Origin of the sequence: Pannonibacter sp. SL95, assembly GCF_026672425.1 — a bacterium.
Taxonomy (GTDB): domain Bacteria; phylum Pseudomonadota; class Alphaproteobacteria; order Rhizobiales; family Stappiaceae; genus Pannonibacter.
In genome coordinates this window covers 230,543-256,294 of sequence record NZ_JAPPRC010000005.1, presented here as the reverse complement: position 1 = coordinate 256,294, position 25,752 = coordinate 230,543, and the positions used below count along the sequence as shown (strand labels likewise).

Genomic DNA, 25,752 nt, shown 5'->3' with positions numbered 1-25,752 from the left:
CGAAAGCGAAGGGTGAAGATCGATGAGTGTTGAAAAGGAGAGCGTCGTGCAGGACGAGTTGGAGGTGTCGCAGATCGGCGCCAAGGTTCCCGTTGCCGCCGGCGTTGCGCCAGAGACCAATCTCAGTGCGCTTCAGCCCGGACCGGTCGCCGATCCGGTGCATGAGCTGATGCACTCTCCAGCCCGCTTCATGAACCGCGAACTCTCCTGGCTTCAGTTCAATCACCGGGTGCTCGAGGAGTCCGTCAACAAGCAGCACCCGCTGCTGGAACGGCTGCGCTTCCTGTCGATCTCGGCCAACAACCTCGATGAATTCTTCATGGTCCGCGTCGCCGGCCTGCGCGGCCAGCAGCGCGCCGACGTGACCCTGCGGTCTGACGATGGCCTGACGCCGAGCGAACAGCTCGAGCGCATCACCTCAGCCTGCCAGCGCCTGCAGAGCGAACAGCAGCGCCTGTGGCGGCAGATCCGCTCGGAGCTGGTGGAAACCGGCATCCGTATTCTCCTTGCCCAGGATCTGACGGCGGACGAGCGCGCCTGGCTCGAGAACCACTTCCTCGGCCACATTTTCCCGGTTCTGACACCGCTGGCCATCGATCCGGCGCATCCGTTCCCCTTCATTCCGAATCTCGGCTTCTCGGTCGTGTTCGAGCTGGCACCGATCCGCGGCGGCCGCGGCATGACGGCGCTCCTGCGCGTGCCCAGCCACATGGACCGCTTCATCCGCCTGCCGGACATGGGGCAGGGCGAGGTCCGCTTCATTACCATTGAAAAGGTGATTGGCCTTTTTGTCGGTCGCCTGTTCCCGGGCTACGAGATCAAGGGCAAGGGTGCCTTCCGTGTCATCCGCGACAGCGACATCGAAATCGAGGAAGAAGCCGAAGACCTCGTTCGCCTGTTCGAGAGCGCGCTGAAGCGCCGCCGCCGTGGCTCGGTGATCCGGCTGGAAATCGACGGTGCAGCTCCCGCGTCCCTGCGTGCCTTCGTCACCAACGCGCTTGGCGTGTCCGACGCGGAAACCTTCCTCGTTGATGGTTTGCTCGCCCTCGACAACCTGTCCCAGCTCGTTGCCCTCGACCGCGACGATCTGAAGTTCGAGCCTTACACCGCCCGTTTTCCCGAGCGCATCCGCCAGCATGGCGGCGACTGTCTGGCCGCGATCCAGCAGAAGGACCTGATCGTCCATCACCCTTACGAGTCCTTCGACGTGGTGGTGCAGTACCTGCGCCAGGCCGCGCAGGATCCCGATGTCGTCGCCATCAAGCAGACGCTGTACCGCACCTCGAAGGACAGCCCGATCGTCAAGGCGCTTGCCGAGGCTGCGGAAGCCGGCAAGTCGGTGACGGCCCTGGTCGAGTTGAAGGCGCGGTTCGACGAGGAAGCCAACATCCGCTGGGCCCGCGATCTGGAACGGGCCGGTGTTCAGGTCGTCTTCGGCTTCATCGAGCTGAAGACCCACGCCAAGCTGTCGATGGTGGTCCGGCGCGAGAACGGCGAACTCAAGACCTATGTCCATATCGGCACGGGCAACTATCACCCGATCACCGCCCGCGTGTACACGGACCTGTCCTATTTCACCGATGATCCGGACATCGCGGCCGACGCAGCACGGGTCTTCAACTTCATCACCGGCTACGCCGAACCGGCGGAACTGAAGCGGCTGGCTGTCTCACCGATCAGCATGCGCAGCCGCATCATCGAGCTGACCGAGGCCGAGATCGAGCACGCCAAGGCTGGCCGTCCGGCCCAGATCTGGATGAAGATGAACTCGCTCGTCGATGCTGGCGTCATTGATGCGCTTTACCGGGCGAGCCAGGCCGGCGTGCAGATCGATCTCGTCGTGCGCGGCATCTGCTGCCTGCGGCCGGGCATACCGGGCCTGTCGGAGAACATCCGCGCCAAGTCGATTGTCGGCCGTTTCCTGGAACACAGCCGTATCTTCTGCTTCGGCAATGGTCACGGGCTGCCGTCGCCGCATGCCCATGTCTATATCGGGTCGGCCGACATGATGCCGCGCAACATCGACCGCCGTGTCGAGATCCTGGCGCCGATGATCACCCCGACCGTGCACGAACAGGTTCTCGACCAGATCATGGTCGCCAATCTCAAGGACAACCAGCAGAGCTGGCGCATCCTGCCCGATGGCTCGCACGAGCGCATGGCGCCTGCTCCGGGCGAGGAACCTTTCAATGCCCATCGCTATTTCATGACAAACCCGTCCCTGTCCGGGCGCGGCAAGACGGTGACCACCGAAAAGCCCCGCCACTTCAAGGAGCGACCGCAGCGTGCCTGACGCCAGCGCCAAGCATCCCCCCGCCCGGGGCCGCCTCAGCGGGTCCGGGCCTATCGCCGTCATCGACATCGGCTCCAACTCCGTTCGCCTTGTCGTCTATGAGCGCGAGGCCCGTGCGCCGACGATCCTGTTCAACGAAAAGATCCTGGCAGGGCTCGGGCGAGGTCTCGCCACGACGGGCGAGTTGATGCAGGAGCCGGTCCAGGCCGCGCTTGCCGCCCTGTATCGTTTCCGCTGCCTGTGTGAGCACATCGGCGTCAGGGCCGTGCATGTGCTGGCAACCGCCGCCGCGCGCGATGCCAGCAACGGGGCCGCCTTCGTTGCTGAAGTTGAACGTGTCACCGGCGTGCCGGTGCGCATCCTCAACGGCGCCGAAGAGGCCTATTACTCCGCGCTCGGCATTGTCTCTGGCTTCTGGAAGCCCCAGGGCATCGTCGGCGATCTTGGCGGCGGCAGCCTCGAGCTGGTCACCATCGGACCGCGCGGTGTGGGGCAGGGCGAGACCTATCCGCTTGGCGGCCTGCGCCTGCAGGAAGCCTCGGGCGGCAAGATCGCGAGGGCGCAGAAGATCGTCGAGGACGCGCTCGCCACTGCCAAATGGCCGACACGCATGGCGCGCCACACCTTCTACGCCGTTGGCGGCACCTGGCGGTCGCTGGCGCGGCTGCATCTCTTCGAAGCCGGCTACCCGCTGCATGTGATGCACAATTACGAGATCCCGGCGGAAGAGGCGATCGAGTTCTGCCGCATGGTCGCTCAGCGCGACGTGGAAAGCCTCGACTTCATCGAATCCGTCTCGCGCCAGCGCCGCGCCCTGCTGCCTTTCGGTGCCGTGGTGATGGAACGGGTGCTGCGCCTGATGAAGGCGGACAAGGTCGTCATGTCGGCCACCGGCGTGCGCGAAGGGTTGCTGTACGAGCTGCTGCCCCCGGCTGTGCGCAAGCAGGATCCGCTGCTGGAGGCGGCGCGGGAACTGGCGATGCTGCGCGCCCGCTCGCCGGAGCACGCCGAAGAACTCGTCTCCTGGACCGACCGCCTCTATCCGGTCATCGGCATCGAGGAAACCGAGGAAGAGCGCCGGCTGCGCCATGCCTCGTGTCTTCTGTCCGATATTGGCTGGCGCGCGCATCCAGATTATCGCGGTGAGCAGAGCCTCAACATCATCTCCAACGCGGCCTTTGTCGGCATCGATCATCCGGGCCGGGCGTTCCTGTCGATGGCGGTGTTCTATCGCCACGCCGGCCTCAACGATGATGCGTTGTCGCCGCGCCTGCGCGAACTGACGCCGACCCGGCTGAAGGAACGCGCCCGCATCCTGGGTGCGGCCCTGCGGGTGGCCTCGCTCGTCTCCGCGTCCATGCCCGGCGTGTTGCTCGACACCGAGTTCCTGCGCACCGAGGACGAGCTGATGCTGAAACTTCCGGCCAAGCTCGCCTATATGGACGGCGAACGCCTGCGCAAGCGCGTGTCCCAGTTCGCCAAGCTGATCGGTGCCAAGGGCAACGTCCTGCCGCTTCCCTAAGCTGCAACAAAAAAAAAGCCCCTGCGGGTAACCGCAGGGGCTCACATCCCGGAAAATAGCCGATCGCGGCGTTGCCGAAAGACTATTCGGCGGCGGCCGAGTTCTGTTTGCCTTGATCGAGGGCGACGACCTGACGTCCATCGAAGGCAAGCGCGATCTCGCCGCGCTTCAGCTTCAGCGCCAGCTCGCCGAACATCTCCCGGCGCCAACCATGGAGCGCGGGGACATCGGCGTGGTCATCGGCCGCGATGTGCTCGAGTTCCTCGACCGTTGCAATCACCTTGGCGGCAACGCCCTGCTGCTCGCTGACCAGCTTGAGCAGGACCTTCAACAGGTCAACGGCGGCGGCGGAGCCGTCCGGCGCCTGCTTTCCCTTTGGCAGTCTCGGCAGCTTGTCCTTCGGCAGGGCCAGCGCCGCATTGACGGCCTTCAGGATGTCTTCGGCCGGCTTGGACCGTTCGAAGCCGCGCGGAATGGTCCTGAGCCGCCCCAGCGCTTCCACATTCGCCGGCTGCTGCGCCGCGATCTCGTAGATGGCATCGTCCTTGAGCACGCGCGACCGGGGCACGTCGCGCGACTGCGCCTCACGCTCGCGCCAGGCGGCCACCTGCATCAGCACGGCCAGCTCGATCGGCTTGCGCACGCGCATCTTCAGCCGCTGCCAGGCGTGTTCCGGTTCGGTGTGATAGGTGCCTTCGGACGTCAGGATCTCCATCTCGTCCGCGACCCAGTTCGACCGGTTCTGTTCGGCAAGGTTCGCCTTCAGGAACTGGTAGACGTCGCGCAGATAGGTCACATCCGCCAGGGCGTATTCCAGCTGCTTCTGGGTCAGCGGCCGGCGGGCCCAGTCGGTAAAGCGCGAGGACTTGTCGATCCTGGCACCGGTGATCCGCTGCACCAGCTGGTCATAGGAGACCGAATCACCGAAGCCGCAGACCATCGCCGCTACCTGTGTGTCGAACAGGGGATGCGGGATCAGTCCGCCAAGGTGGAACACGATCTCGATGTCCTGCCTTGCGGCGTGGAACACCTTTGTCACGCGCTCGTCGCGCATGAGGTCGAAAAAGGGCGCCAGATCAAGCCCGTCTGCCAGGGCATCGACAATGCAGGCATCGTCCGGACCTGCCAGCTGGATGACGCAGAGTTTGGGCCAGAATGTGGTTTCGCGCAGAAACTCCGTGTCCACGGTGACATACTCGTGGGCGGAGAAGCGGGCACAGGCGGCGGCGAGGGCTTGGGTCGTGGTAATTACGTTCATGGTAGGCCCGGTCTATACCGCAGTCTTGCCATCTTGTCGCCATCAATCCGTCAGCCTCGCGTTGCGAGGGCCGGCGAGGTTGCAGGAGAAAACGACCTGCGCAACGCTCAGGTTCGGGGGGAGAGCAGCATGCGCAGGATTCTCATCGTCAACAGCAAGGGTGGCTGCGGCAAGACGACCTTCGCCACCACGCTGGCGGCCGCGTTCGCTGCGAAGGGAAAGCGCGTCTTCCTGGCTGATGCCGACCGGCAGCGCTCGTCCCTTGCCTGGTTGAAGCGGAGACCGCAGGGCTTGCCGCCGATCCACGCGCTCGATTGGAGCAAAGGGGATCACGAGATGCCAGATGTCAGCCAGGGCTTCATCTTCATCGATGGCCCGGGCGGTCTGCGCGGTGAACGGGCGAAGGATCTGGTGGCCGAAGCCGATGACATCGTCGTCCCGATCATGCCTTCTGCATTCGATTGGGATGCAACAGTCGCTTTCCTGCGCCGGCTGTCCGAGATGAAACGGATCCGCAAGGGCAAGGCGGAAATCCTGGTTGTGGCCAACCGGGTTCGGCGTGGCAGGGCGGATCTCGCCCAGCTGCAGCAACAGGCACAGGACGCTGGATATCCGCTGTTGACGGAAATTGCCGACCGGGTGGCCTATGCCCGGCATGCTGCCAGCGGTTCAAGCGTTTTCGATCCGCCAGCGGCGTCGGCGGATGTTCTGGCGCAATGGCATCCGCTCATTCAGGCTCTGGACTGATTGCCGTGCGCCAGCACCCTCACGGCTTCTCCTTCGCGCTTCCTGGTCCCGCCAGCTTTGCGAAGAAGGCCGAGGTGCGCAGGAGCGATTGGAAGCGGCTGCGACGCCCCTCCGCGGGCACGCCCTCTCGCTGCATCATCCGCATCACCGTGTAGACCATGAACAGCCCTTGCACCGCAGCCGTGTACCAGAACAGGGAATGCGGCCCGTAGTGGCCCATCAGGAGCGAGGCAAACAGCGGCCCGGCGATCGCGCCGACCGACCAGAAGAACAGTGTTCCCGCCGAAACCAGCGCATGTTGTCCCGGGGCGGCATGGTCATTGGCATGGGCAGAACACAGGGAATAGAGCGGCATGGCAAAGGCACCGAAGGCGAAGATGCCCAGGTAATTGAGCCAGACACTGTCGCCCGCCACCTGGGCAAGAAAAATGCCGGAGAGGAAGGAGCCGAAAGTGGCGATGAGGATGATAAGGCGCCGGTCCAGCTTGTCGGAATAATGCCCCAGCGGATATTGCAACACGACACCGGCAAATATGCCAGCGCTCATGAATGTGGCGATCGAGGTCACCGTCATGCCGATCCCGTCCGCATAAACCGGCCCGAGCGAACGGAAACTGGCATTGGTGAAGCCGACCACAATGCAGCCGATGGTCGCCAGCGGCGACACCTTCCACAACACCCGCACATCAAAGCGCACATGCTCGGGGGCTGCCGGGCTGGTGCGGTCGGTCAGGGAAATCGGCACGAGCGAGAGTGTCAACGCCATGGCGATGATCACGAAAAGCTCAAAGCCACTGACCCCGACGGCCGGAATGATGTACTGCCCCAGGGTGACGGCGCCCAGGTCGACGAACCGGTAGATGGAGAGGGTGCGGGCGCGGTTGGCATTGGTGACACGCGCGTTGAGCCAGCTTTCCACAACGGCAAACAGACCGGCGATGCACAGTCCCTGGACGAGGCGCATCAGGAACCAGGGCAGGGGAGCGATGTAGAGCAACATCAGCATGGACGCGGCGGCGGCGATTGCCGCAAGCGCGCAGAAGGCCCGAATGTGCCCGATGGCCCTGATGATGCGCGTGATGTAGATGCAGCCCAGGGCAAAGCCGATGTTGTAGCCCGTGCCGATGAAGCCGATCACCTGCGGCGAAAATCCCTCCTCCAGCGCCCGCAGCGAAATGAAGGTTCCCTGCAACCCGTTGCCGCCGATGAGAATGCCGGCAGTGGCAAGGAGGGGAATAAGCGGACGGATCGTCGACATTCGGTTCTCTGGAAGGTTTGCCAGCAGTCCTGGCAGGCCGATCGGGTCTTCGCGGTTCCGGTTCCGGCGCGTTGCCCCTTTGGTGTGGTGCGGGACCGATTCAGCTTCCCATGAAGCCTGCATTTCCCCAGTGCCCTGTTGTAGCTTGGGTGCGCCGGCAAAAGAAATTCAAGCGATGAATGGACACTTCACGAAATGTGATTGATCCGTCCACGATCCCCACGCGTCGCGGGTTGGGGACTGATGCAGGATCGGCCGCGACGGGGGAGCAACCCCGCCTGCGTCTTGACTTTGGCGGCGTGACGTGGCTTGTCCACCCAAACCTCCGCCCACGTTCGTGGCTGGAACCCTTGTCATTTTCGGAAGCCATCGAGGACTTCATGCACCGTTACCGGAGCCACACCTGCGGGCAATTGCGCGCGAGCCATGTCGGGGAAACCGTTCGCCTGTCGGGCTGGGTGCACCGCGTGCGAGATCACGGCGGCCTCTTGTTCATCGACCTGCGCGACCATTACGGCATCACCCAGTGCGTCGTTGATCCGGACAGCCCGGCCTTCAAGCTGGCTGAAACCGTCCGCTCGGAGTGGTGCATCCGCATCGACGGCAGCGTCAAGGCGCGCACCGCCGAGACCGTCAACGCCAACCTTCCGACTGGCGAGATCGAGCTGTTCATCCGCGACCTGGAAGTCCTGGGCGCGGCCAAGGAATTGCCGCTGCCGGTATTCGGTGAGCCGGACTATCCGGAAGACGTGCGTCTGACCTACCGCTTCCTCGACCTGCGCCGCGAGACGCTTCACCGCAACATCGTCAAGCGCACCGAAGTCATTGCCGCCATGCGCCGCGAGATGACCAAGGGCGGCTTCACCGAATATTCGACGCCGATCCTGACCGCGTCTTCGCCGGAAGGTGCGCGCGACTTCCTCGTGCCGAGCCGTATCCATCCTGGCACCTTCTACGCCCTGCCGCAGGCGCCGCAGCAGTACAAGCAGCTCCTGATGATGGCGGGCTTCGACCGCTACTTCCAGATCGCCCCGTGCTTCCGCGACGAGGACCCGCGCGCTGACCGCCTGCCGGGCGAGTTCTACCAGCTTGACCTGGAAATGAGCTTCGTTACCCAGGAAGACGTCTGGAACACCATGGAACCGGTGATCCGCGGCATCTTCGAGGAATTTGCCGAAGGCAAGCCCGTCACCCAGACGTTCCGCCGCATCGCCTATGACGACGCCATCCGCATGTATGGCTCCGACAAGCCGGACCTGCGCAACCCGATCGTCATGGAAGCCGTCACCGAGCATTTCGCCGGCTCCGGCTTCAAGGTCTTCGCCAACATGATTGCGGGCAACCCCAAGGCCGAGGTCTGGGCGATCCCGGCCAAGACTGGCGGCAGCCGCGCCTTCTGCGACCGCATGAATGCCTGGGCCCAGTCCCAGGGTCAGCCGGGTCTCGGCTACATCTTCTGGCGCACCGAGGGCGACAAGCTCGAGGGCGCCGGCCCGATCGCCAAGAACATCGGCGAGGAGCGCACCGAGGCCATCCGCCAGCAGCTCGGCCTTGGCGACGGCGATGCCTGCTTCTTTGCCGCCGGCGATCCGTCGAAGTTCTACAAGTTCGCCGGTGAGGCCCGCAACCGCGCCGCCGACGAGCTGAACCTCATCGACCGTGACCGCTTCGAGCTGTGCTGGATCGTCGACTTCCCCTTCTACGAGTGGAACGAGGACGAGAAGAAGATCGACTTCGCTCACAACCCGTTCTCGATGCCGCAGGGTGGCATGGACGCGCTGGAGAACCAGGATCCGCTGACGATCAAGGCCTTCCAGTACGACATGGTCTGCAACGGCTTCGAAATCGCCTCGGGCTCGATCCGTAACCAGTCGCCTGACCTGATGGTCAAGGCCTTCGAGAAGGTCGGCCTGTCGGCTGAGGACGTGGAAGAGCGCTTCGGCGGCCTCTACCGCGCCTTCCAGTATGGCGCACCTCCGCATGGCGGCATGGCGGCCGGTGTCGACCGCATCATCATGCTGCTGGTCGGCGCGAAGAACCTGCGTGAAATCTCGCTGTTCCCGATGAACCAGCAGGCGCAGGACCTCCTGATGGGCGCCCCGACGCCGCCGAGCACGCAGCAGCTGCGCGAACTGCACCTGCGGCTGAACCTTCCGGCCAAGTGATCCAGGTCCGTGGCGGCAGCGCTGAACGCCTGCCGCCACGCGCTTCCGGCGACGCATGAGTGTGCCGGTCCCAGACAGAAAGGCGACAGCGTTGAGCCTCACGCGCTGGTTTTCAGATCCCGACGGCTCTCTGGTCCTGATCCGCCGTCTCCTGGCCGAAAATGCCCGCGAGCATGTGCCGGGCTATGCGCTGACCCTCGTGTTCATGGGTCTCATCGCCGCCTCGACGGCGGCCAGCGCCTGGATCATGCGCGACGTCATCAACGAGGTTTTCATCAACCGCGACAAGACGATGATCACGATCATCTCGCTCGCGGTCATGGGCATCTTCACCGTCAAGGGTCTGGCGACCTATGGCCAGCAGGTGCTGATGAGCCGCATCGGCAACGCCATCGTCGCCCGCATCCAGAACCGCCTGTTCGAAGTCATGACCCGCCAGGACATGGCCTTCTTCGACCGCACGCCGCTTGGCGATCTGGCGACCCGTCTGGCGCACAACGCGCAAGCTGCGCGCGGCGTCATCGACATGGTCATCCTGTCGCTGGGCCGCGATGTCCTGTCGGTCATCGGCCTTGTCAGCGTCATGGTGCTGCAGGACCCGGCGCTCAGCGTCATTGCGCTCCTCATCATGCCGCCTGCCGTGTTCGGCGTGTCGCTGCTTGTCCGCCGAGTGCGCAAGCATGCCAAGTCGCAGTTCGTCTCCACGACCAAGATCGTCTCCGCCGTCCAGGAAACGGCGCTCGGCATTCGCGTGGTCAAGGCGTTCCGCGTCGAGGACCGCATGCGCCAGGAAATGGGCAAGGCCATCCGCGACGTCGAGCACCGCTCCAACCGCATCGCCTCGCTCACCGCGCGCACCTCGCCGCTGATGGAAACACTGGGCGGCTTTGCCGTTGCGCTGGTGATCCTTTACGGCGGCTACAGTGTGGTCGAGCAGGGGCAGGACCCAGGGACCTTCTTTGCCTTCATCACGGCGCTGTTACTCGCCTATGAGCCGGTCAAGCGCCTCGCCCGGCTGCAGGTCAACCTCAATTCCAGCCTCGTCGGCGTGCGTCTCATGTACGAGATGCTGGACCGCCCGCCGTCCTATGCCGACCTGCAGGGCTCGGCCGTCCTGAGCGTACCGCAGGGCCAAGTCCGCTTCGAGGCGGTGCATTTCACCTATGGCGAGGTTCCAGCGCTTGCTGGCCTCAGCTTCACCGCCGATGCTGGCAAGGTAACCGCTCTGGTTGGTGGCTCGGGCGCGGGCAAGTCGACCACCTTCAGCCTGATCGAGCGCTTCTATGATGTCACCGGCGGCCGTGTCCTGATCGACGGACAGGACATCCGCGATGTCACGCTCGCCTCGCTGCGCGACCATATCGCCCTCGTCACCCAGGACACGTTCCTGTTCGACCTCTCCGTGCGCGACAACATCGCGCTCGGCCGGCCCGGGGCTGATGACGCCGACATCATCCGCGCGGCGATGGATGCCAATGCGCATGAGTTCATCGAGGCGCTGGAACAGGGCTATGACACGATGGTCGGCGAGGGCGGGGGGCGCTTGTCCGGTGGCCAGCGCCAGCGCATCGCCATTGCCCGCGCCATGTTGCGCAACGCGCCGATCCTGCTGCTCGACGAGGCAACCTCTGCCCTTGATGCGGAATCCGAGGCCAAGGTCCAGGGCGCGCTGAAGCGCCTGATGCAGGGCCGCACCACACTCGTCATCGCCCACCGACTGGCTACCGTGCGCGACGCGGACTGCATCCTCGTCTTCGACAAGGGGCAAGTGGTGGAATCCGGCACGCACGGCGATCTTGTCGCCCGCGATGGCCTCTACCGCCGCCTTGCCGATCTTCAGTTCCGCGATGCCGCCGAGCGTGCCGCAGTCTAGACGGACAATCCAGCATCACCTCTGACAATCCCGCATCCGGCAAAGCTTGCTGGAGGGTCGGCAAGCTGCGTCCTGTCGCGCGCATGTCACTGCTAACCTGCGACGTGGATTGAGTTTTTTCGGTTGTAAAATTTCGCTTGCACAAGTCTCGACGCACAACGCACCTTAAGTAACAATGCGTATGAGCGAATCGAAATCAGGCTATATCTGTTCATTGTAAAAAGCCGCAATGTATTTTGCCGCTTCGCAGTTGCGTTCCAGTGCCTATGTGACGGTGCAAGTGCGAGGGGGCTTTGCGATGTTCAAGAATATATCGATCTCGGCAAAAATATTTGGCGGATTTGGGTTTATTCTGCTTTTGCTTTTGTTCATCAGTACAATTGCCAGCCTGAATCTCGTGTCTGGCAACGAGAGCTTCAGCCGGTACCGGTCGATTGCGCGGCAAACAAACCAGGCGGGCCTCATTCAGGCCGAGCTGCTCACGATGCGGATCTCGGTCAAGAATTTCCTCTTGCAGCCATCGACGGAAACAGTCTTGAAGGTCAAGGAAGATGCTGGACAGGCCCGTGCGCTGGCGCTCGAACTGGACGAGCTGGTCAACTCACCCGAAAAGAAACAAGTCGCGCGGCAAGCGGTAGAGGATCTGCAACAGTATCTGGTTGCATTCGACAACGTAACGCAGCTTCAGGGCCAAAGGAATGACATCGTGCGCAACAGCATGGATACTGCTGGTGCCGAGATGGAGCGAAAGCTCAGCGAGATCGCGCAGAGCGCCTTTGAAAACAACGACGTGGTCGCCGCATACCATGCGGGGGTCGTTCAGCGCAGCATGTTGTTGATGCGCCTGAGAGGCTGCCTCAAAAAGAGGTGGGTGATTTCAACAGGTTATGGTTCCTTCGGATTTGCGAGATTCGATGGAGTTCAGAATGGCCTGGAGCGAAATCACCCGTCGGTACTATGCCCGGCGGACGGCACGCTATGCAAGCGACATGACAGATCGGGAATGGGCACTGGTTGAGCCTTTTCTGCCCATGCCCCGCCGCCTGGGTCGCCCGCGGACCACGGACTTGCGTGAGGTCGTCAACGCGCTGCTTTACATCGCTACGACCGGTTGCCAGTGGCGCATGCTGCCGAAGGATTTTCCACCGTGCTCGACCGTCCAGCGCTATTTCTATGAATGGCGGGCGTTGGGGCTGTGGTCACGCATCAACCACCATCTGGTTATGGAAGCCCGCGAACTGGAGGGCAGAGAGGCCTCACCGACGGCCGGTGTCATCGACAGCCAGAGCGTCAAAACCACCGAAAGCGGCGGTATCCGGGGCTATGACGCGGGGAAGAAAACCAAAGGCCGCAAGCGCCACATCATCGTCGATACGCTCGGCCTGATGGTTGGCCTCATGGTGCATGGGGCCGATATCCAGGATCGCGATGGCGCTCCCGATCTGCTGAAATCCATCCGCCACAGGTGGCCGTGGTTGCTGCACGTCTTCGCCGATGGCGGCTATGCGGGCGATAAGCTGAAGCGACGGCTGAAGAAGATCGGGCGCTGGACGGTTGAGATCATCAAGCGCTCGGACAAGGCGAAAGGCTTCGAAGTCCTACCGCGCCGCTGGGTCGTCGAAAGGACCTTCGCCTGGCTCGGCAGATGCCGCAGATTGGCAAAGGATGTCGAAAAGTCCATCGCCTCATCAGAGGCTTGGATCATCATCGCCCACATTCGCCTGATCACAAGGCGACTTGCAAGGTACGGTTATCGTTGAAGGCTTTTCGAGTCCGACTCTGAGCGCCATCCGGTTCCTTGAGACCAATGACCGGACGGCCTTCGAGCGTGTGCTTACGAATTCGTCGACGATGCAACAAAACGAACGAGAGCTGAAGGCGTCGCTTCAGGATCCGCGGCGGGTTCAGCTTGCGTCTGAGGTGAGCGAGTTGCATCGCCAGTACGAGGCAGCCGTGCGCGCTGTCTTCGATACGATCAACGCCCGCAACGCAGTCATCAAGGACAAGCTGGATGCCACGGGCGTTAAGATGTCGGCAGCGATGGACGAGCTCAAGCTGTCCGTCAAGAAGGAACAGGATGTCCTTGGCCCGCAGGCAAGCGCTGCGATGGAAACCGCCGCAATCCTGACCGTTGTGATTGCCGCAACCAGTCTGTTGGTCGGGATCATCTCCGCTTGGGTCATCGGCCGCGGCATTTCACGGCCAGTTCTTGCCATCACGGCAGCAATGAAGGCGCTGGCGGGGGGCGACAAGGCGGTTGCCATACCGGGTGTGGAGCGGCGCGACGAGATGGGCGCCATGGCTGCGACCGTTCAGGTGTTCAAGGACAACATGATCCGTGCCGATGAGCTGGCCGCGCGCGAGGCGCATGAAACCAGACTGCGCGAGGAGCGTGGCCGGTTGATCGAACAGCTGACCCAAAACTTCGACGCCGGAGTCTCCGAGTTGCTCAGTGCCGTCGCGGGTGCCTCGACCGAAATGGAGAGCACAGCGCATTCCATGTCGGGCATCGCGACAGACACGATGCACCGGGCGACTGCGGTTGCCAGCGCGGCGGAACAGGCATCGGCAAACGTCCAGACCGTGGCAACCGCCACAGAGGAACTGTCGAGCTCGATCCAGGAAATCTCGCGCCAGGTGTCCCAGTCGGCGCAGATCGCCAAACGCGCCGTGGATCAGGCGCACCAGACCGACAGTCAGATTCAGGGCCTGGCGCTTGCAGCCCAGCGTATTGGCGAGGTCGTTCGACTGATCTCCGACATTGCAGCCCAGACCAACCTGCTTGCTCTCAACGCCACGATTGAAGCGGCACGGGCCGGAGCGGCCGGGCGCGGATTTGCTGTCGTCGCCTCCGAGGTCAAGGATCTCGCCAGCCAGACTGCAAAGGCCACGGAAGAGATCAGCCAGCAGATCAGCAGCATCCAGCAGGAAACCAGCGGCGCCGTGTCTGCGATCCAGCTGATCAGCACGACCATTTCCGAAATCAATGAAATCGCCGCAGGCATTGCGTCAGCCGTCGAGGAACAGACCGCCGCAACCCGCGAGATTGCCAGAAACGTCGAACAGGCGGCTACGGGAACCGAACAGGTCACCAGCAACATTCTGGAAGTGACCCGCGCGGCGAGCGAAACCGGGTCGGCTGCGACCCAGGTGACGGCAACCGCCGGCGAGCTGAGCAGCAAGTCCGAACGGCTGAAGGCGCAGGTCGAGCGCTTCCTGACGGACGTTCGCGCCGCCTGAGATCCGGGCAAAGCACCTGCCAGTTGGCAACGCCCGAACAGGGGGGGGGCTGGCCGGCAGGATGGGCCCCACAGCTGTGGAGACAAGTCAACGCCGGTCCGGCACGTCCGGGCCGGCGTTTGCCATTGCAGAGCCGGGCAAAGGGATGTCACACGGCGCTATCATCAGGATTGAAAGTGAAGTGTCTGGGGTGCGCCTTTGGGATGGCCAAGCGCCCGAAGGCAGCGCGCGGATCAGGCGGCGGCTTCGTCTTCTTCGTCGTCTGCGGCAGCGCCCGCTCCGGCCGTCAGGGCATTGGCCAGGTCGATGTAGAGCTTGCCGGGCAGGGGCGGGGCGAAGAGATAGCCCTGGGCGGCTGTCACGCCGAGCTCACGCAGGCGCTCCACCTGCTCCATGCGCTCCACACCTTCCGCGATGATGCCCATGCCGAGGTTGTCGGCAAGTTCCACCATGGAGTCGACGATCGTCGTCGAGCTGTCGTCGGTGCCAAGCGCATCGATGAACATCTTGTCGATCTTGATGATGTCGATGCCAAGCTTCTGCAGATAGGCCATGCCGCCGTGACCGGTACCCACGTCGTCGAGGGCAACGCGCACGCCGAGCGCCTGCATCTCGGCAATCAGCTTGCGGGCAAGCTCGAGATCCTGCAACGGCAGACGCTCGGTCACCTCGACCACGATCTGCTGGTAGGCGATCGGAGATTTTCCGTATATCTCCTTGATATCTTCGATGATTTTCCGGTCGTTGAAGTGCCCTGCAAACAGGTTCACGGACAGTTTGAGATCCGGGTTCTCCGAGTACAGTTCGCCGACCTCGACCACGGTCTGGCGCATCATCTGCCGCGTCATCTCGAAAATATGGCCGGTCGTTTCGGCATAGGGCATGAACTGGCCCGGCGAGACCATGGTTCCGTCCAGCCGCCGCCAGCGCATCAGCACCTCGCAGCCACGCAGGCGCCCGGTCTCGATGTCCATGACGGGCTGGTAATAGGGAATGAATTCCTTGCGCTTGATCGCAGCGATGAACTCGTCATCCGCTTCGCTGTCCGGACGCCAGGAGAACCAGACTCCGATGCCGATGAAGACAAGCGCGAAGCCTGCGCTCGCCGTGGCAACGATCATCTTCAGATCCTTCACCAGACTGATCGCGGCGGACTTGGGCGCCACGACGATCGCCTTCAGCGGATAGCGCGCGGACGACAGTTCGACGGTGATCACCTGCTCGGGATCGTTCATTTCCGAGCTGAAACCGCCGACCGCCATCCAGGGCACGTCATTGCCAAGGCGCAGTTCCGCCCTGCGGAAGGCGCGCAGATATTCCGGGCCGGCATCGATTGAGATCGAAGCGGGGGCGACTTCGGCAAACAGCCGGTTCGAATTGCCAAGGTTCCAGCTGACCACGGCCACATGGGTGCCGAGGAACTGCTGCTCCAGCATGCCGATGCCAACCAGCGGCGCATCAGGGCGCAGGGCGGGCAGGATCGCCTCGCCGCCGATGGGACCGTCCGGCACGATGCACATGCGCACGCCGTTGCGGTCAACAAGCCCGATGCGCTGCAGATAGCCCAGTTCGCCGATCGCCGAGATGAAGATCTGGCGGTCTTCGCGCGAACAGGTGATCGCCGTGTTGCGATGCAGCTTCTGCAGCATGGCGACAGCGCTGGAGATGGCGTTTTCCCCGCGCGCGACATAACGTTCCGCCATCGCCGTCATCTCCGTTCGGGCGTTGGTGAGGGCGTAGTTGTCGAGAATGAAATTGGCAGCGAGAAGCGGTGCGAGAGCCAACAGGAGGGACACGCCGACAGCCCGAAGAAAGATCATGTAACGACGGGACACGGCGCGACTTAAACCCCTTGTTGGTCCTTGCGACCTTGCGCCACAGACGTAAACATCACTTGAACGGCGCAGAACGAGTCTCATGAACTATACATGATTTGCGTCTTTTCGTTGGGAGATTGGCATGCGTTCGCTGTTTATCGGTCAATCCTACATCGACATCACCTTCCTCACCGACACGCTGCCCAGCGGTGACGAGAAGGCGATCGCGCACGACTATTCCGTGAGTTTTGGCGGAAATGCAGTCACGGCGGCCTTCGCCTGCGCCAAGCTCGGGGCCCGGCCGGACGTCTTGTGCTCGCTGGCCGATGACTGGCTGGCACGCATGTTCCTCGATATGGCCGCGCGCTACGGCATTTCGGTGCACGGGCGCAAGGTGCGCGAATCGTCCCTGTCCTTCATCATGCCGAAGGACGGCAAGCGGGCGATTGTCCGCTGCCGCGACAACGATTTCCTGCATCCGTTCCCGCCGTTGACGCTCACCGGCTGCTCTGCACTGCATCTGGACGGTCACATGCCCGACGCTGCGCTGCATTATGCGCGGGCCTGCCGCGAGGCGGGCATCCTGACCTCGCTCGACGGCGGCGCTGTGCGCGAGAACACGGCCGACCTTCTGACCTTCATTGATGTCGCCATCGTCTCCGAGCGCTTCTGCGAGCAGCTCAAGCTGTCGGTTCCCGCGACCCTGGACTATCTGCGCGCCAAGGGCTGCCCCGTTGGCGGCGTAACGGTCGGTGAGCGTGGCATGTACTGGTATGAGGGCAAGGGCGATGTGCAGCACATGCCCTCGCTTGCCGTGCCGAAGGAAAAGGTGGTCGATACCAATGGCGCCGGCGACACGTTCCATGGTGCTTATGTCGCGGCTTACCTGACCAACCGCGACGGGTCCTGGGCAGACCATTTCCGCTTCGCCCGCGCCGCCTCGGCCCATGCCGTGCAGCATCTCGGCAACGAGGCGAGCCTGCCGGACCGCGACGACATTGCCGCTGCGATTGCGACCTATCCCGAACGGGCTGCCTGAAGCCTGGCTCCTGTCAACTCTGACGAGGTGTGGACAGCAAGGGGCGGTCAGGGCCGGCCCCGGCTTCACGCAAGCTGACGGCCTTATTTTCGCCGCCGAAATCGCGTCGATTGCCCTTGTAATGCCGCGCAAATGGGCATGGACGGAGGCCCTGCGAAGGCGAGGCGGCCGGCCGGTTCGCTGCGGGCAGGTGCAGTGCTCCCGATGGTCTCAATTCGCTTGCCTCACGGATTGGCTTGGAGCATCGTGCCAGCCGGGCAGGTTCCCTATCGTCATGTTTTGGAGTGTTTTGATGCGATCCTTTCTCCTGCGCGGTGTCAGCGCTGCCGTCGTCGGTCTTTTCCTGACGCAAGGCGCGCTCGCTTTCGACCCGACGGGCAATGCCGCCGCCGACGCGTTCCTGAAGCGCATCGAAACCGGTGACAGCAAGATTGTCTCGATCGGCGATGTGTCCGAGGACGGTGATCAGGTGATCATCGAGATGATCGTTCTGGAAGGCAGCAAGCCGGAAACCGGCAAGCTGGAAATCGGCGTGACCACGCTGACCGGTGCTGAAGAGCAGGCAGACGGCAAGCTCGCACTCGGCGGTCTCGCCCTCGAGGAAGTGACCCTGACCGCCGACAAGAGCGTGATCACCATCGCGCAGCTGGTTGCGACCGAAGTGGTCATTCCGTCCGCTGCCGATATTGCCAAGGGTGACAGCTCGTCGGCACCCGGCTACGGCACGGTTGAGGTTGAAGGCGTCAACATCCTGGACGAGAGCAAGAAGGAAGTTTCGATCGATTCGCTCTACCTCGCCACCAGCGCGATGGAGGGCAAGTGGCCGACCGCCGGCGAGCTGCAGCTGACCGGTCTGATCATCGATCCGGCGCACTTCGAGGAGGAAGGCAAGAAGACCTTCACCGAGCTCGGCTACGAGAAGCTCTCGATGGATCTGGCCAGCAACTTCACCTGGTCGCCGACCTCTGGCGATCTGGACATCCCGCAGCTCGACCTCACTTTTGCGGACATGGGCAAGCTGTCGATGGCGCTCAAGGTGGGTGGCCTGACGGCAGACGTCGTCAACAAGCTTGAGGCTGCGAAGGAAAACACCGAGGAAAGCCTCGCCTTGCTGCAGGGCCTCAGCGTGACCACGCTCAGCATCGGCTTCGACAATAATTCCGTTGTCGAGCGCGTTCTGGATCAGCAGGCCAAGGCCGCCGGCACTGACCGCGCCGGCTTTGTCACACAGCTGAAGGCTGGTCTGCCGATGATGCTGGCCATCCTGCAGAACCCGGAGTTCCAGACGTCGGTGTCGACTGCGCTGTCGTCGTTCCTCGACAAGCCGGGCTCGCTCAAGATCGAAGCCAAGCCGGCCCAGCCGGTGCCGGTCGCCCAGATCATGGGCACCGCCATGCTTGCGCCGCAGACGCTGCCGCAGGTCCTCGGCGTGAAGGTGATGGCCAACGGCCAGTAATCTCTGCCTGAGGTCCTGCGGTCCGGCCGGTCACACCGTCCGTGACTGCGGATCAGGCTTGAGACAAGCGATTGCGGACGCGGCCGGACTGTTTCGGCCGCGTCCGGTTTTTTCAGCCGGTCCGCCGGCACTGATTTTTTGACCCGCGCAACGCCTTGCGCGATCTGACCTGGAGGCGTCTGATGTCCGCCAACACCGCATTCCCGCGCGCCAATCGCGCAGCCCTGCGTTTAGCCCTCATTGCCAGTGTGATGAGCCTGCCTGTCGCTGCCCACGCCGAGACGGCCGCCGACATCGTCCGGGAATGGAACGAGCAGTACAAGGCCTGGGGCGCGACCGTCGCCCGCTATGGCCGGATCGAACCCGGTCTCAGTGAGCGTGACGTGACGCTGCATGACGGCGAAGTCGTGTTCTCGATCCCGCTGCCGGGACAGGACGGGGAAACGGTCGATGTGCGCGTCACCTATGATGCAATGACCCTGACCGGGCTCGCCCGCTCGGCCAAGGGCTACACCGCCGACAGCATCAAGATCCCTGGTGACCTAACGATCGAAGCCGATCTGCCGGGCGAACTGTTCGACACCTCTGCCAAGCTGGACGACAGCTCGGCCGAGGAAACTGCTGGCACTGAGGAAGGCACGGGCGAAGAGGAAACCGGCGAAGAGACCGCAACCGAAGGTGAAGCAACGGAAGGCGAGGCAACTGCTGATGCCGATGCCGCGAGCGAACCGGCTGCCGATCTCCCCGACCTGAAGATGGTCATCGTCCAGAAGGGTTACGAGGCCACCGGTCTTGCTTGGCCGGCCCTGCCGGCGCTGCCGAACGACCCGCAGAAGCCGGTCACCCAGTATCTTCCGCTCGCCAAGCTGCTGCTCGACGTCAAGGTTGACCGGATGGCCGTCGCCAGCATCGAAACGCGTCAGACCGGTGTTCCCGGCATGGACGCGGTGACGCGGTATGAGGACTACGTCATCCTCAATCAGGCCGATGGCCGGATCGGGGAATTTTCCGTTGGTCGCACCGTCCAGTCCCAGCCATTTCCGACGCCCGGTTCAACCGTGCCGAACATGATTGAGGTCTCCACCGGACGGCAGGTCGTGCGCGGCACCGACCTCATGCCCATCCTGTCCTTGCTGGGGCAGGGCACGGACCCGACCCGCAAGACCGTCCTGGCGGATCAGTCCGTTGTCGACATCGTCGTCAAGGGCAAGGACTTCGAGGCCACCGTTGCCAGCCTGACGGCCGAGGATCTCGGCGTCACCGACACCACCCCCTTGCGTGTCCTGCCGATGCTCGATGCCGCCGTGCTCGACCAGTCGCCGGACGAAATGGAAATCCTGACCGCCGCCCTGGAGGCCTACGCCGCCTTCTACTTCGGCAAGATGGAAATCAACGGCGTCAAGGTGACGGCCCCCGAGGTCAATGGCACGCTGGCCCGCACCACGCTGCGCAACCTGTCGTCCAAGGGGATCGGCGAGTTCGCCATGGACGGTCTCGCCGGTGAGGCGACTGGTCAAGGCAAGCTCAAGCTCGACCGCGTCGCACTTGCCGATCTCGAGTTCCCCTCGCTGATGGCGCTGATGGAAATCGGCATGTCAGAAGGCGAACCCACCGTCGCCCAGTCGCTGGCCGCCCGGCCGCTGCTCGGCCTGTTCGAGATCGTCGGCTTCAACCTCGATGCCCCCTCGCTTGGCGGCATCATCAATGTCGACGAGTATCGCCAGACGGAGCGCGGCCACATCAACCGCATCCCGACCGACATCGGCCTGTCGATGCGCGGCATCCGGTTCCCCGTGTCTCTGATCGAGGACCAGGATGCGCGTTCGGTCTTCGACGCCATGAAGGTGACGGACGTCGTCATCGACCAGAACCTGAAGGTGACCTGGAACGAGGCCACCGGTGATCTGGTGATGGAAGACCTCAGCGTCACGCTGAAGGACGGCGGATCGATCAAGATGTCCTTCGCGCTCGGCGGCGTCTCCCGCGCCCTGTTCGAGACACCGGAAATGGCGCAGATCGCCCTTGCCGGTGCCACCGTGAAGTCCGCCATGATCCGGTCGAGCGATGCCAAGATCGTCCGGGCAATGCTGGAGAAGCAGGCGAAGGACGCCAACCTGTCGGCTGACACGCTGGCGATGGGGCTTGCCGACACCGCAGCCAATGACATGGGTCCGCTGGCGGCGACCCGGTTCGGCAAGGAACTGGTTGAAGCCCTGCGCGTCTTCCTGATGGACCCGAAGGAGATCGTCATCGAGATCGCTCCGGAAAAGCCGGTCCCGGTGACCCAGCTCATCGGCATGATGGCCTCGCCGAACGCGATCCCGGATCTCCTGAACGCCACGGTCCGCAGCAAGTAAGCGGACACCGCCACAATCTGGTCTGAGGCCCGCCTGCGGCCTCAGACCCTTCCTCCGCCTGGCTGCAATGCTGCCGCAGGCGAAGGGCCGCGAAACCCCAGCTCCGCGCCATCCCCGCCTTGCGCCGGGACGCAACAGGCCAGCAGCGCCCGAGCTCGGTTTCGATCAGGCCAATCCTGCCCAAGGGGCAGTTTCATCAAGTTCGGACAAGTTATTGAAAGAATTGCTCTTTCAGATCGGACTCGTATGCCTTTCAGGCAGGGTTGGTCCTGGAAAGGGCTCGTTAGGGAATCTTTAATAGTTCCATAATCTCAGACTGATGGCTAAATTTGCCGGCTAAATAAAGTCTGCTGCGCAATCCGGGGGCACCCGCGCAAGGGCCAAGGGGGACTTGCGCGGGTGGAGAGGTGATCAGGCGGACACGGCCTGATCGGTGCGGCGATCAGCCCGGCTGCGCTCCTGCGCCGTGGCGGCAAACAGTTCGGCAATCGGGTCTGCCTGCGCGCCGCTGACTGACAGGGGCTGCGACAGTTTCGAGCCGTCGCGATAGAGCGCAATGGCCTTCAGCCCCAGATCAAAGGCGAGGCGATAGGCCGCCTCGCAATCCTCGACCCGGGCATGCCGCGGCAGGTTCACCGTCTTCGAGATTGCGCCAGACAGGAATGGTTGCGCTGCCGCCATCATCCGCACATGCGCCTCCATCGACAGCCACCGCGTGCCCGAGCGGCCGCAGGGCGTGGCGCAGTCGAACACCGGCAGGTGCTCGGGGGCCAGGTGCGGCGCGCCTTCGATGGTCTGGAGGCCGCAGGCATGGGCGCTTGCCACCTCCAGTTCCATCCGGCTGAAGCCGAGCGCCTGCGGCAGGTCGAATTCGGGCCGCCGCACCGTCTCCAGCGACACACCCAGTGCCGTTGCGACCGTCTCGGCCCCCAGCACCGTTGGCGTCAGCACGTCGCGCAGATGCGAGGCGCTCGGCAGGGCGGCTTCCAGCGCATCAAGACTGTGCTTCGGCAGACCCTTGGCCGCCAGCGCGGCCAGATTGATGGCCGGCGCCTGCGCCAGCGTTCCGCGTCCCACCACATGGGCGACGATGTCGCGCACATCATGTTCCGCATAGCCGAGACAGCGCAGCGCCGCTGGCACCATCGCGTTGATGATCTTGAAGAACCCGCCGCCTGCGAGCGTCTTGTATTTCACCAGCGCGAAGTCCGGCTCAATGCCCGTTGTGGCGCAGTCCATGACAAGGCCGATGGTACCGGTCGGCGCGATCAGGCTGACCTGCGCGTTGCGCCAGCCATGCCGCGCGCCCAGATCAACCGCCGCATCGAACGCCGTCTCGGCGGCGTGCCGCAGGTCCGGATCGGCCAGGGAGGCCAGATCCAGCGGCAGTGGCAACCGGGCAAGGCCCATGTAGGCCTCCGGCACTGTGGCGCCGTGCGCGGCGCTCCGGTGATTGGCGAGCACGCGCGCCATGTCGGCCTCGTTACCGGCAAGGCCGGGGAACGCCCCCAGCCGCGCGGCCAGTTCCGCGGAGGTCGCATAGGCCGTCCCGGTCAGGACTGCTGTCAGGGCAGCGGCTGTTGCCCGGGCGGCATCGCTGTCATAGCCAAGGCCCAGCGACATCAGCAGTCCGCCGAGATTGGCATAGCCAAGGCCGAGCGGCCGGAAGGCATGAGTGTTTTCGGCGACCGCCCGCGAGGGGTGCTGGGCCATGCTCGTCGAAATGTCGAGGCTGATCGTCCAGAGCCGGATGGCATGGCGATAGCGGGCAAGGTCGATGCGCCCGTCCGGACGGCGGAAGGCCATCAGGTTCAGCGAGGCGAGCACGCAGGCGCTGTCGTCGAGGAACATGAACTCCGAGCAGGAGTTCGATCCGTTGATGCGTCCACTGTTCGGGCAGGTGTGCCAGGCGTTGATCGCCGTGTCGAACTGCAGGCCGGGATCAGCCGATGCCCAGGCGGCCCGGGTGATGCGCTGCCACAGGGCGCGCGCGGAAACCGTGCGGCGATGGGCTGTGCCGGTGCGCCCGCTCAGCGTCCAGCCGGCGCCGTCCGCGACAGCCCGCAGGAAACTGTCCGGCAGACGGACCGAGTTGTTGGCGTTCTGGCCGGCGACGGTCCGGTAGGCTTCCGAGTCCCAGTTGATGTCATAGGTCTTCAACTCCAGCCCGTCCTCGCCCTGGCGGGCATACTGGATGATCCGCTGGATGTAGCTGTCCGGGATCAGTGCAGCGCGGGCTTCGGCCAGGGCGGCGTCCAGGTCACGCTTGAAGGCAGCATCGGCAAAGTGGCGTTCATGCAGCTGGGTGATGAGGTCATTGAGCCGGGTGAGGCATTGCTTGGCGAGCTTTGAGCCGGCCACCAGCGCGGCGACCTTTTCCTCTTCCTGCACCTTCCAGTCGATGAAGGCCTCGATATCGGGATGGTCGACGTCGACCACCACCATCTTGGCCGCCGCCCGGGTGGTTGCCCCGGTCCTGAGGCTGCCGGCGGCCACGTCGCCTACCTTCAGGAAGGACAGGAGACCGGCCGAACGGCCGCCATGGTCCAGCGGCTCGCCGGCCCCGCGCAGGCGCGAGAAATTGGAGCCGACGCCAGACCCGTACTTGAACAGCCGCGCCTCGCGGACCCACAGGTCCATGATGCCGTTTTCCTTCACCAGGTCGTCCTCGACCGACAGGATGATGCTGGCGTGCACTTGCGGCCGTTCATAGGCGTTGGGCGAGGGGATCGCCTGCCCGGTGGCAAGGTCGATCGTCCAGTGGCCTTGCGCCTCGCCGGCAATGCCATAGGCCCAGTGCAGCCCGGCGTTGAACCACTGCGGCGAGTTGGGCGCGGCCACCTGCAGCGCCATCATCGCCCGCATCTCGTCGTGGAAGGCGCGCGCATCGTCTTCGCTGGCAAAGGTTCCCGTCTTCCAGCCCCAATAGGTCCAGGCCCCGGCCAGCCGGTCGAAGGCTTGCCGGGCCGAGGTTTCTCCGCCCGACCTCAGCGCCTCAGGCAGGTCCGCCAGCGCCGCCTCGTCTGCGATCTGGCGCTGCAGCCACTCCGGCACGCCTGCCTCAGCCACCCGTTTCAGCCGGGCCGGCACGCCGCGCCGGCGCAGGTACTTCTGGCACAGCACATCGGCAGCCACCTGGGAGAAGGCGGCCGGCACCTCGATGCCCTCCAGGCGCGACAGGACGCGCCCGTCATGGGTACGTACCTCACTGGTATGCGACCTGAAACTGATCCCGCTGTAGGCGTCCTCGCCGGCGCGGGTAAAAAGACGTTCGATCCGCATGCTGAGCCCCTTACGCAAGACATGCACCGGTTCGGGAGACCGGCGACCGCGTCAATAATGTTAATCTTTTGTTAAGGTTTGACAATCGTTGCAATTGAAATGAATGCGCGCCAAGCGGGAGCTTTGGTTGTGAAATTCGCGTGTATTGAGGTTGTGGCCGGATAAGCCCTTGTGCGCGCTTGGGCGCAAGGGTGTTAACGATAAAACACAAATCCCGGTGAGCTCAGGTGGTGAGGTCAGGCGGCGAAGTCAGACGGTAAGGTCAGGCGATGATGTCTGCCGCTGAGGCAATCGGGCCAAGGGAAAATGACGCGCCATAGGCAAGGCTGCCCAGCTGCGGCGGCACGCCGGGATCCGCCGGGTCCTCGGGGGCCGCGCCCGCAGCCGGACCTTCCAGCGCGTCGCGGGCGCTGAGCGCTGCATCGAGACTCCGGTTAAAGCCGGGATCGTTCAGTTCGTCCATGCCGTCCTCGACGGCCTCCAGCGCGCTCTTCTGATCCTTGCGCAGCTTGTCGTCGCGATCGTCCTTGCCGAGCTTGTGCAGGAGTTCAATCTGACCGGCTATGAATTTGATCTCGTTGCCGATTTTCTTGAGCTCGTCGCGCTCCAGCTTCATCGCCTCGGCGCGCCCGCCAGCGACGGTAATTTCCTCGCGCACCTGCTCGTTGACATAGGACAGGACCGACTTGCGCAGCTCCTGCTGCTTTTCGGCCGAGGTCTGCGGCTTGGCGTCCTCGGCCGCCGTTGTGCCGGCGTCCTTGCCCTCAGCGCTGTCCGATGACGTCTTGCCGGCCTCTGCCGTCTGGCTCGTGGGCGCGGCCGTCTCCGTATCCGCAGCCGTTCCGGCCTCGCTCACCGTGCTGGTGGAAAGCGCCCCGGTCAGGGAGGGGGAGCTGGCGGAGGCCAGAACCTCGGTGGTCGCGGCTTGTGTGCTCGTCTGGCTCACGGACAGGCCGGGCGTGGCACTGAGACCGGAGGGGGAGGCGAGGGACTGTCCGTCCTTGCCGAGATCCTTGGCCGCGCCCTTGAATTCGCGCGCGAGCTGCTTCAGCTCCTTCATCAGAGCCTTGGCCTGCTGCGGCGTGGCGAAGCGGATGCGCTCCTTCAGCTGCTCGATCTTTTCCTTCAGGCGCGCGACCTTCTCGCCGCGCGCACCGTCCTTGGCGCTCTCCATCGAGCGCTGCAGGCTCTGGCTGGTCTCGACGTTTTTCTTGATGTCCTCGACCAGCTCGTCGCTGAGGGTCAGGCCGGGCAGGGGATCGCCAGACCTTGCGCCCGCGCCGGACGGCCCGCTGCCATTGACGCCACCGATACCAGCGCCATTCCCGTTGCCGCGGGTCAGGCTGCCGCCGGCAAAGCTCGTGGCTGTCTTCAGGCTGTTCAGGATCATCATCGGCTGGCTCCTCGGCCGAGACCTTTGGGTTCAACCCTGCCGGGTTTTCCTT

At 63.8% G+C, this 25,752-nt stretch carries 16 protein-coding genes; 11 read left to right on the top strand and 5 right to left on the bottom strand.

The window, feature by feature from the left end; genetic code table 11:
• Positions 1-22: 22 nt before the first annotated feature.
• Together OVA12_RS16175 and OVA12_RS16170 are read left to right on the top strand one after the other, a co-directional pair.
• Positions 23-2,293 carry an RNA degradosome polyphosphate kinase gene (locus tag OVA12_RS16175; RefSeq protein ID WP_442793885.1) on the top strand — a complete coding sequence of 757 codons (2,271 nt, stop codon included), beginning with the start codon at positions 23-25 and terminating at the stop codon, positions 2,291-2,293.
• The gene (locus OVA12_RS16170; RefSeq protein WP_268139121.1) at positions 2,286-3,815 is read left to right on the top strand and encodes a Ppx/GppA phosphatase family protein; all 1,530 of its coding nucleotides are present in this window, start codon (positions 2,286-2,288) and stop codon (positions 3,813-3,815) included. The genes OVA12_RS16175 and OVA12_RS16170 overlap by 8 nt, the downstream gene beginning before the upstream one ends.
• Before the next feature lie 82 nt (positions 3,816-3,897).
• On the opposite strand, the gene rnd is transcribed toward OVA12_RS16170, so the two are convergent.
• Positions 3,898-5,073 (bottom strand): ribonuclease D, encoded by a 1,176-nt coding sequence (gene rnd / locus OVA12_RS16165; RefSeq protein ID WP_268139119.1) that lies wholly within the window; start codon positions 5,071-5,073, stop codon positions 3,898-3,900.
• Between the two features lie 129 nt (positions 5,074-5,202).
• Here rnd and OVA12_RS16160 point away from each other — a divergent pair, with 129 nt between their 5' ends.
• Positions 5,203-5,820, top strand: a complete 618-nt coding sequence (locus tag OVA12_RS16160) for a ParA family protein (RefSeq protein WP_268139117.1) — start codon at positions 5,203-5,205, stop codon at positions 5,818-5,820.
• A 19-nt stretch (positions 5,821-5,839) separates the two neighbouring features.
• On the opposite strand, the gene OVA12_RS16155 is transcribed toward OVA12_RS16160, so the two are convergent.
• Entirely contained in the window at positions 5,840-7,078 is a 1,239-nt protein-coding gene (locus OVA12_RS16155; protein ID WP_268139115.1) for an MFS transporter, read from the bottom strand.
• Between the two features lie 380 nt (positions 7,079-7,458).
• Here OVA12_RS16155 and aspS point away from each other — a divergent pair, with 380 nt between their 5' ends.
• From aspS to OVA12_RS16130, 5 genes are all read left to right on the top strand, one after another.
• Positions 7,459-9,243, top strand: coding sequence for an aspartate--tRNA ligase (gene aspS / locus OVA12_RS16150; protein WP_268139113.1), 1,785 nt, complete (start codon positions 7,459-7,461; stop codon positions 9,241-9,243).
• 55 nt (positions 9,244-9,298) lie between these two features.
• A complete protein-coding gene (locus OVA12_RS16145; protein ID WP_268139111.1) occupies positions 9,299-11,116 on the top strand; it encodes an ABC transporter ATP-binding protein in 1,818 nt (605 codons plus the stop codon).
• 229 nt (positions 11,117-11,345) lie between these two features.
• The gene (locus tag OVA12_RS16140; RefSeq protein ID WP_268139109.1) at positions 11,346-12,134 is read left to right on the top strand and encodes a hypothetical protein; all 789 of its coding nucleotides are present in this window, start codon (positions 11,346-11,348) and stop codon (positions 12,132-12,134) included.
• A complete protein-coding gene (locus OVA12_RS16135; protein ID WP_268138618.1) occupies positions 12,043-12,876 on the top strand; it encodes an IS5 family transposase in 834 nt (277 codons plus the stop codon). Before OVA12_RS16140 ends, OVA12_RS16135 begins: the two co-directional genes overlap by 92 nt.
• A 160-nt stretch (positions 12,877-13,036) precedes the next feature.
• Positions 13,037-14,356, top strand: coding sequence for a methyl-accepting chemotaxis protein (locus OVA12_RS16130; protein ID WP_268139107.1), 1,320 nt, complete (start codon positions 13,037-13,039; stop codon positions 14,354-14,356).
• Between the two features lie 233 nt (positions 14,357-14,589).
• Here OVA12_RS16130 and OVA12_RS16125 read toward each other — a convergent pair whose 3' ends face one another.
• Positions 14,590-16,152 carry an EAL domain-containing protein gene (locus OVA12_RS16125; protein WP_268139105.1) on the bottom strand — a complete coding sequence of 521 codons (1,563 nt, stop codon included), beginning with the start codon at positions 16,150-16,152 and terminating at the stop codon, positions 14,590-14,592.
• A gap of 163 nt (positions 16,153-16,315) precedes the next feature.
• Between OVA12_RS16125 and OVA12_RS16120 the strand changes: the two genes are divergently transcribed.
• The 3 genes from OVA12_RS16120 to OVA12_RS16110 all read left to right on the top strand — a co-directional run bounded on the left by OVA12_RS16120 (position 16,316) and on the right by OVA12_RS16110 (position 21,025).
• Positions 16,316-17,212: a sugar kinase gene (locus OVA12_RS16120; RefSeq protein WP_268139103.1), complete on the top strand. Its 897-nt coding sequence runs from the start codon at positions 16,316-16,318 to the stop codon at positions 17,210-17,212.
• A 292-nt stretch (positions 17,213-17,504) separates the two neighbouring features.
• Positions 17,505-18,668 carry a hypothetical protein gene (locus tag OVA12_RS16115; RefSeq protein WP_268139101.1) on the top strand — a complete coding sequence of 388 codons (1,164 nt, stop codon included), beginning with the start codon at positions 17,505-17,507 and terminating at the stop codon, positions 18,666-18,668.
• 182 nt (positions 18,669-18,850) lie between these two features.
• Complete coding sequence (locus tag OVA12_RS16110) at positions 18,851-21,025, top strand: hypothetical protein (RefSeq protein WP_268139099.1); 2,175 nt, start codon at positions 18,851-18,853, stop codon at positions 21,023-21,025.
• A gap of 411 nt (positions 21,026-21,436) precedes the next feature.
• Here OVA12_RS16110 and OVA12_RS16105 read toward each other — a convergent pair whose 3' ends face one another.
• Both OVA12_RS16105 and OVA12_RS16100 read right to left on the bottom strand, forming a co-directional pair.
• Entirely contained in the window at positions 21,437-24,307 is a 2,871-nt protein-coding gene (locus OVA12_RS16105) for an adenosylcobalamin-dependent ribonucleoside-diphosphate reductase (protein ID WP_268139097.1), read from the bottom strand.
• Between the two features lie 262 nt (positions 24,308-24,569).
• Complete coding sequence (locus tag OVA12_RS16100) at positions 24,570-25,700, bottom strand: hypothetical protein (protein ID WP_268139095.1); 1,131 nt, start codon at positions 25,698-25,700, stop codon at positions 24,570-24,572.
• Positions 25,701-25,752 lie beyond the last annotated feature (52 nt).

Bases quoted from the DNA above. Each gene is read 5' to 3' on its own strand.
- OVA12_RS16175 (WP_442793885.1), top strand. From the start codon at position 23: ATGAGTGTTGAAAAGGAGAGCGTCGTGCAGGACGAGTTGGAGGTGTCG.
- rnd (WP_268139119.1), bottom strand. From the start codon at position 5,073: ATGAACGTAATTACCACGACCCAAGCCCTCGCCGCCGCCTGTGCCCGC.
- OVA12_RS16160 (WP_268139117.1), top strand. From the start codon at position 5,203: ATGCGCAGGATTCTCATCGTCAACAGCAAGGGTGGCTGCGGCAAGACG.
- OVA12_RS16155 (WP_268139115.1), bottom strand. From the start codon at position 7,078: ATGTCGACGATCCGTCCGCTTATTCCCCTCCTTGCCACTGCCGGCATT.
- aspS (WP_268139113.1), top strand. From the start codon at position 7,459: ATGCACCGTTACCGGAGCCACACCTGCGGGCAATTGCGCGCGAGCCAT.
- OVA12_RS16145 (WP_268139111.1), top strand. From the start codon at position 9,299: ATGAGTGTGCCGGTCCCAGACAGAAAGGCGACAGCGTTGAGCCTCACG.
- OVA12_RS16140 (WP_268139109.1), top strand. From the start codon at position 11,346: ATGTATTTTGCCGCTTCGCAGTTGCGTTCCAGTGCCTATGTGACGGTG.
- OVA12_RS16135 (WP_268138618.1), top strand. From the start codon at position 12,043: ATGGCCTGGAGCGAAATCACCCGTCGGTACTATGCCCGGCGGACGGCA.
- OVA12_RS16120 (WP_268139103.1), top strand. From the start codon at position 16,316: ATGCGTTCGCTGTTTATCGGTCAATCCTACATCGACATCACCTTCCTC.
- OVA12_RS16115 (WP_268139101.1), top strand. From the start codon at position 17,505: ATGCGATCCTTTCTCCTGCGCGGTGTCAGCGCTGCCGTCGTCGGTCTT.
- OVA12_RS16110 (WP_268139099.1), top strand. From the start codon at position 18,851: ATGTCCGCCAACACCGCATTCCCGCGCGCCAATCGCGCAGCCCTGCGT.
- OVA12_RS16105 (WP_268139097.1), bottom strand. From the start codon at position 24,307: ATGCGGATCGAACGTCTTTTTACCCGCGCCGGCGAGGACGCCTACAGC.
- OVA12_RS16100 (WP_268139095.1), bottom strand. From the start codon at position 25,700: ATGATGATCCTGAACAGCCTGAAGACAGCCACGAGCTTTGCCGGCGGC.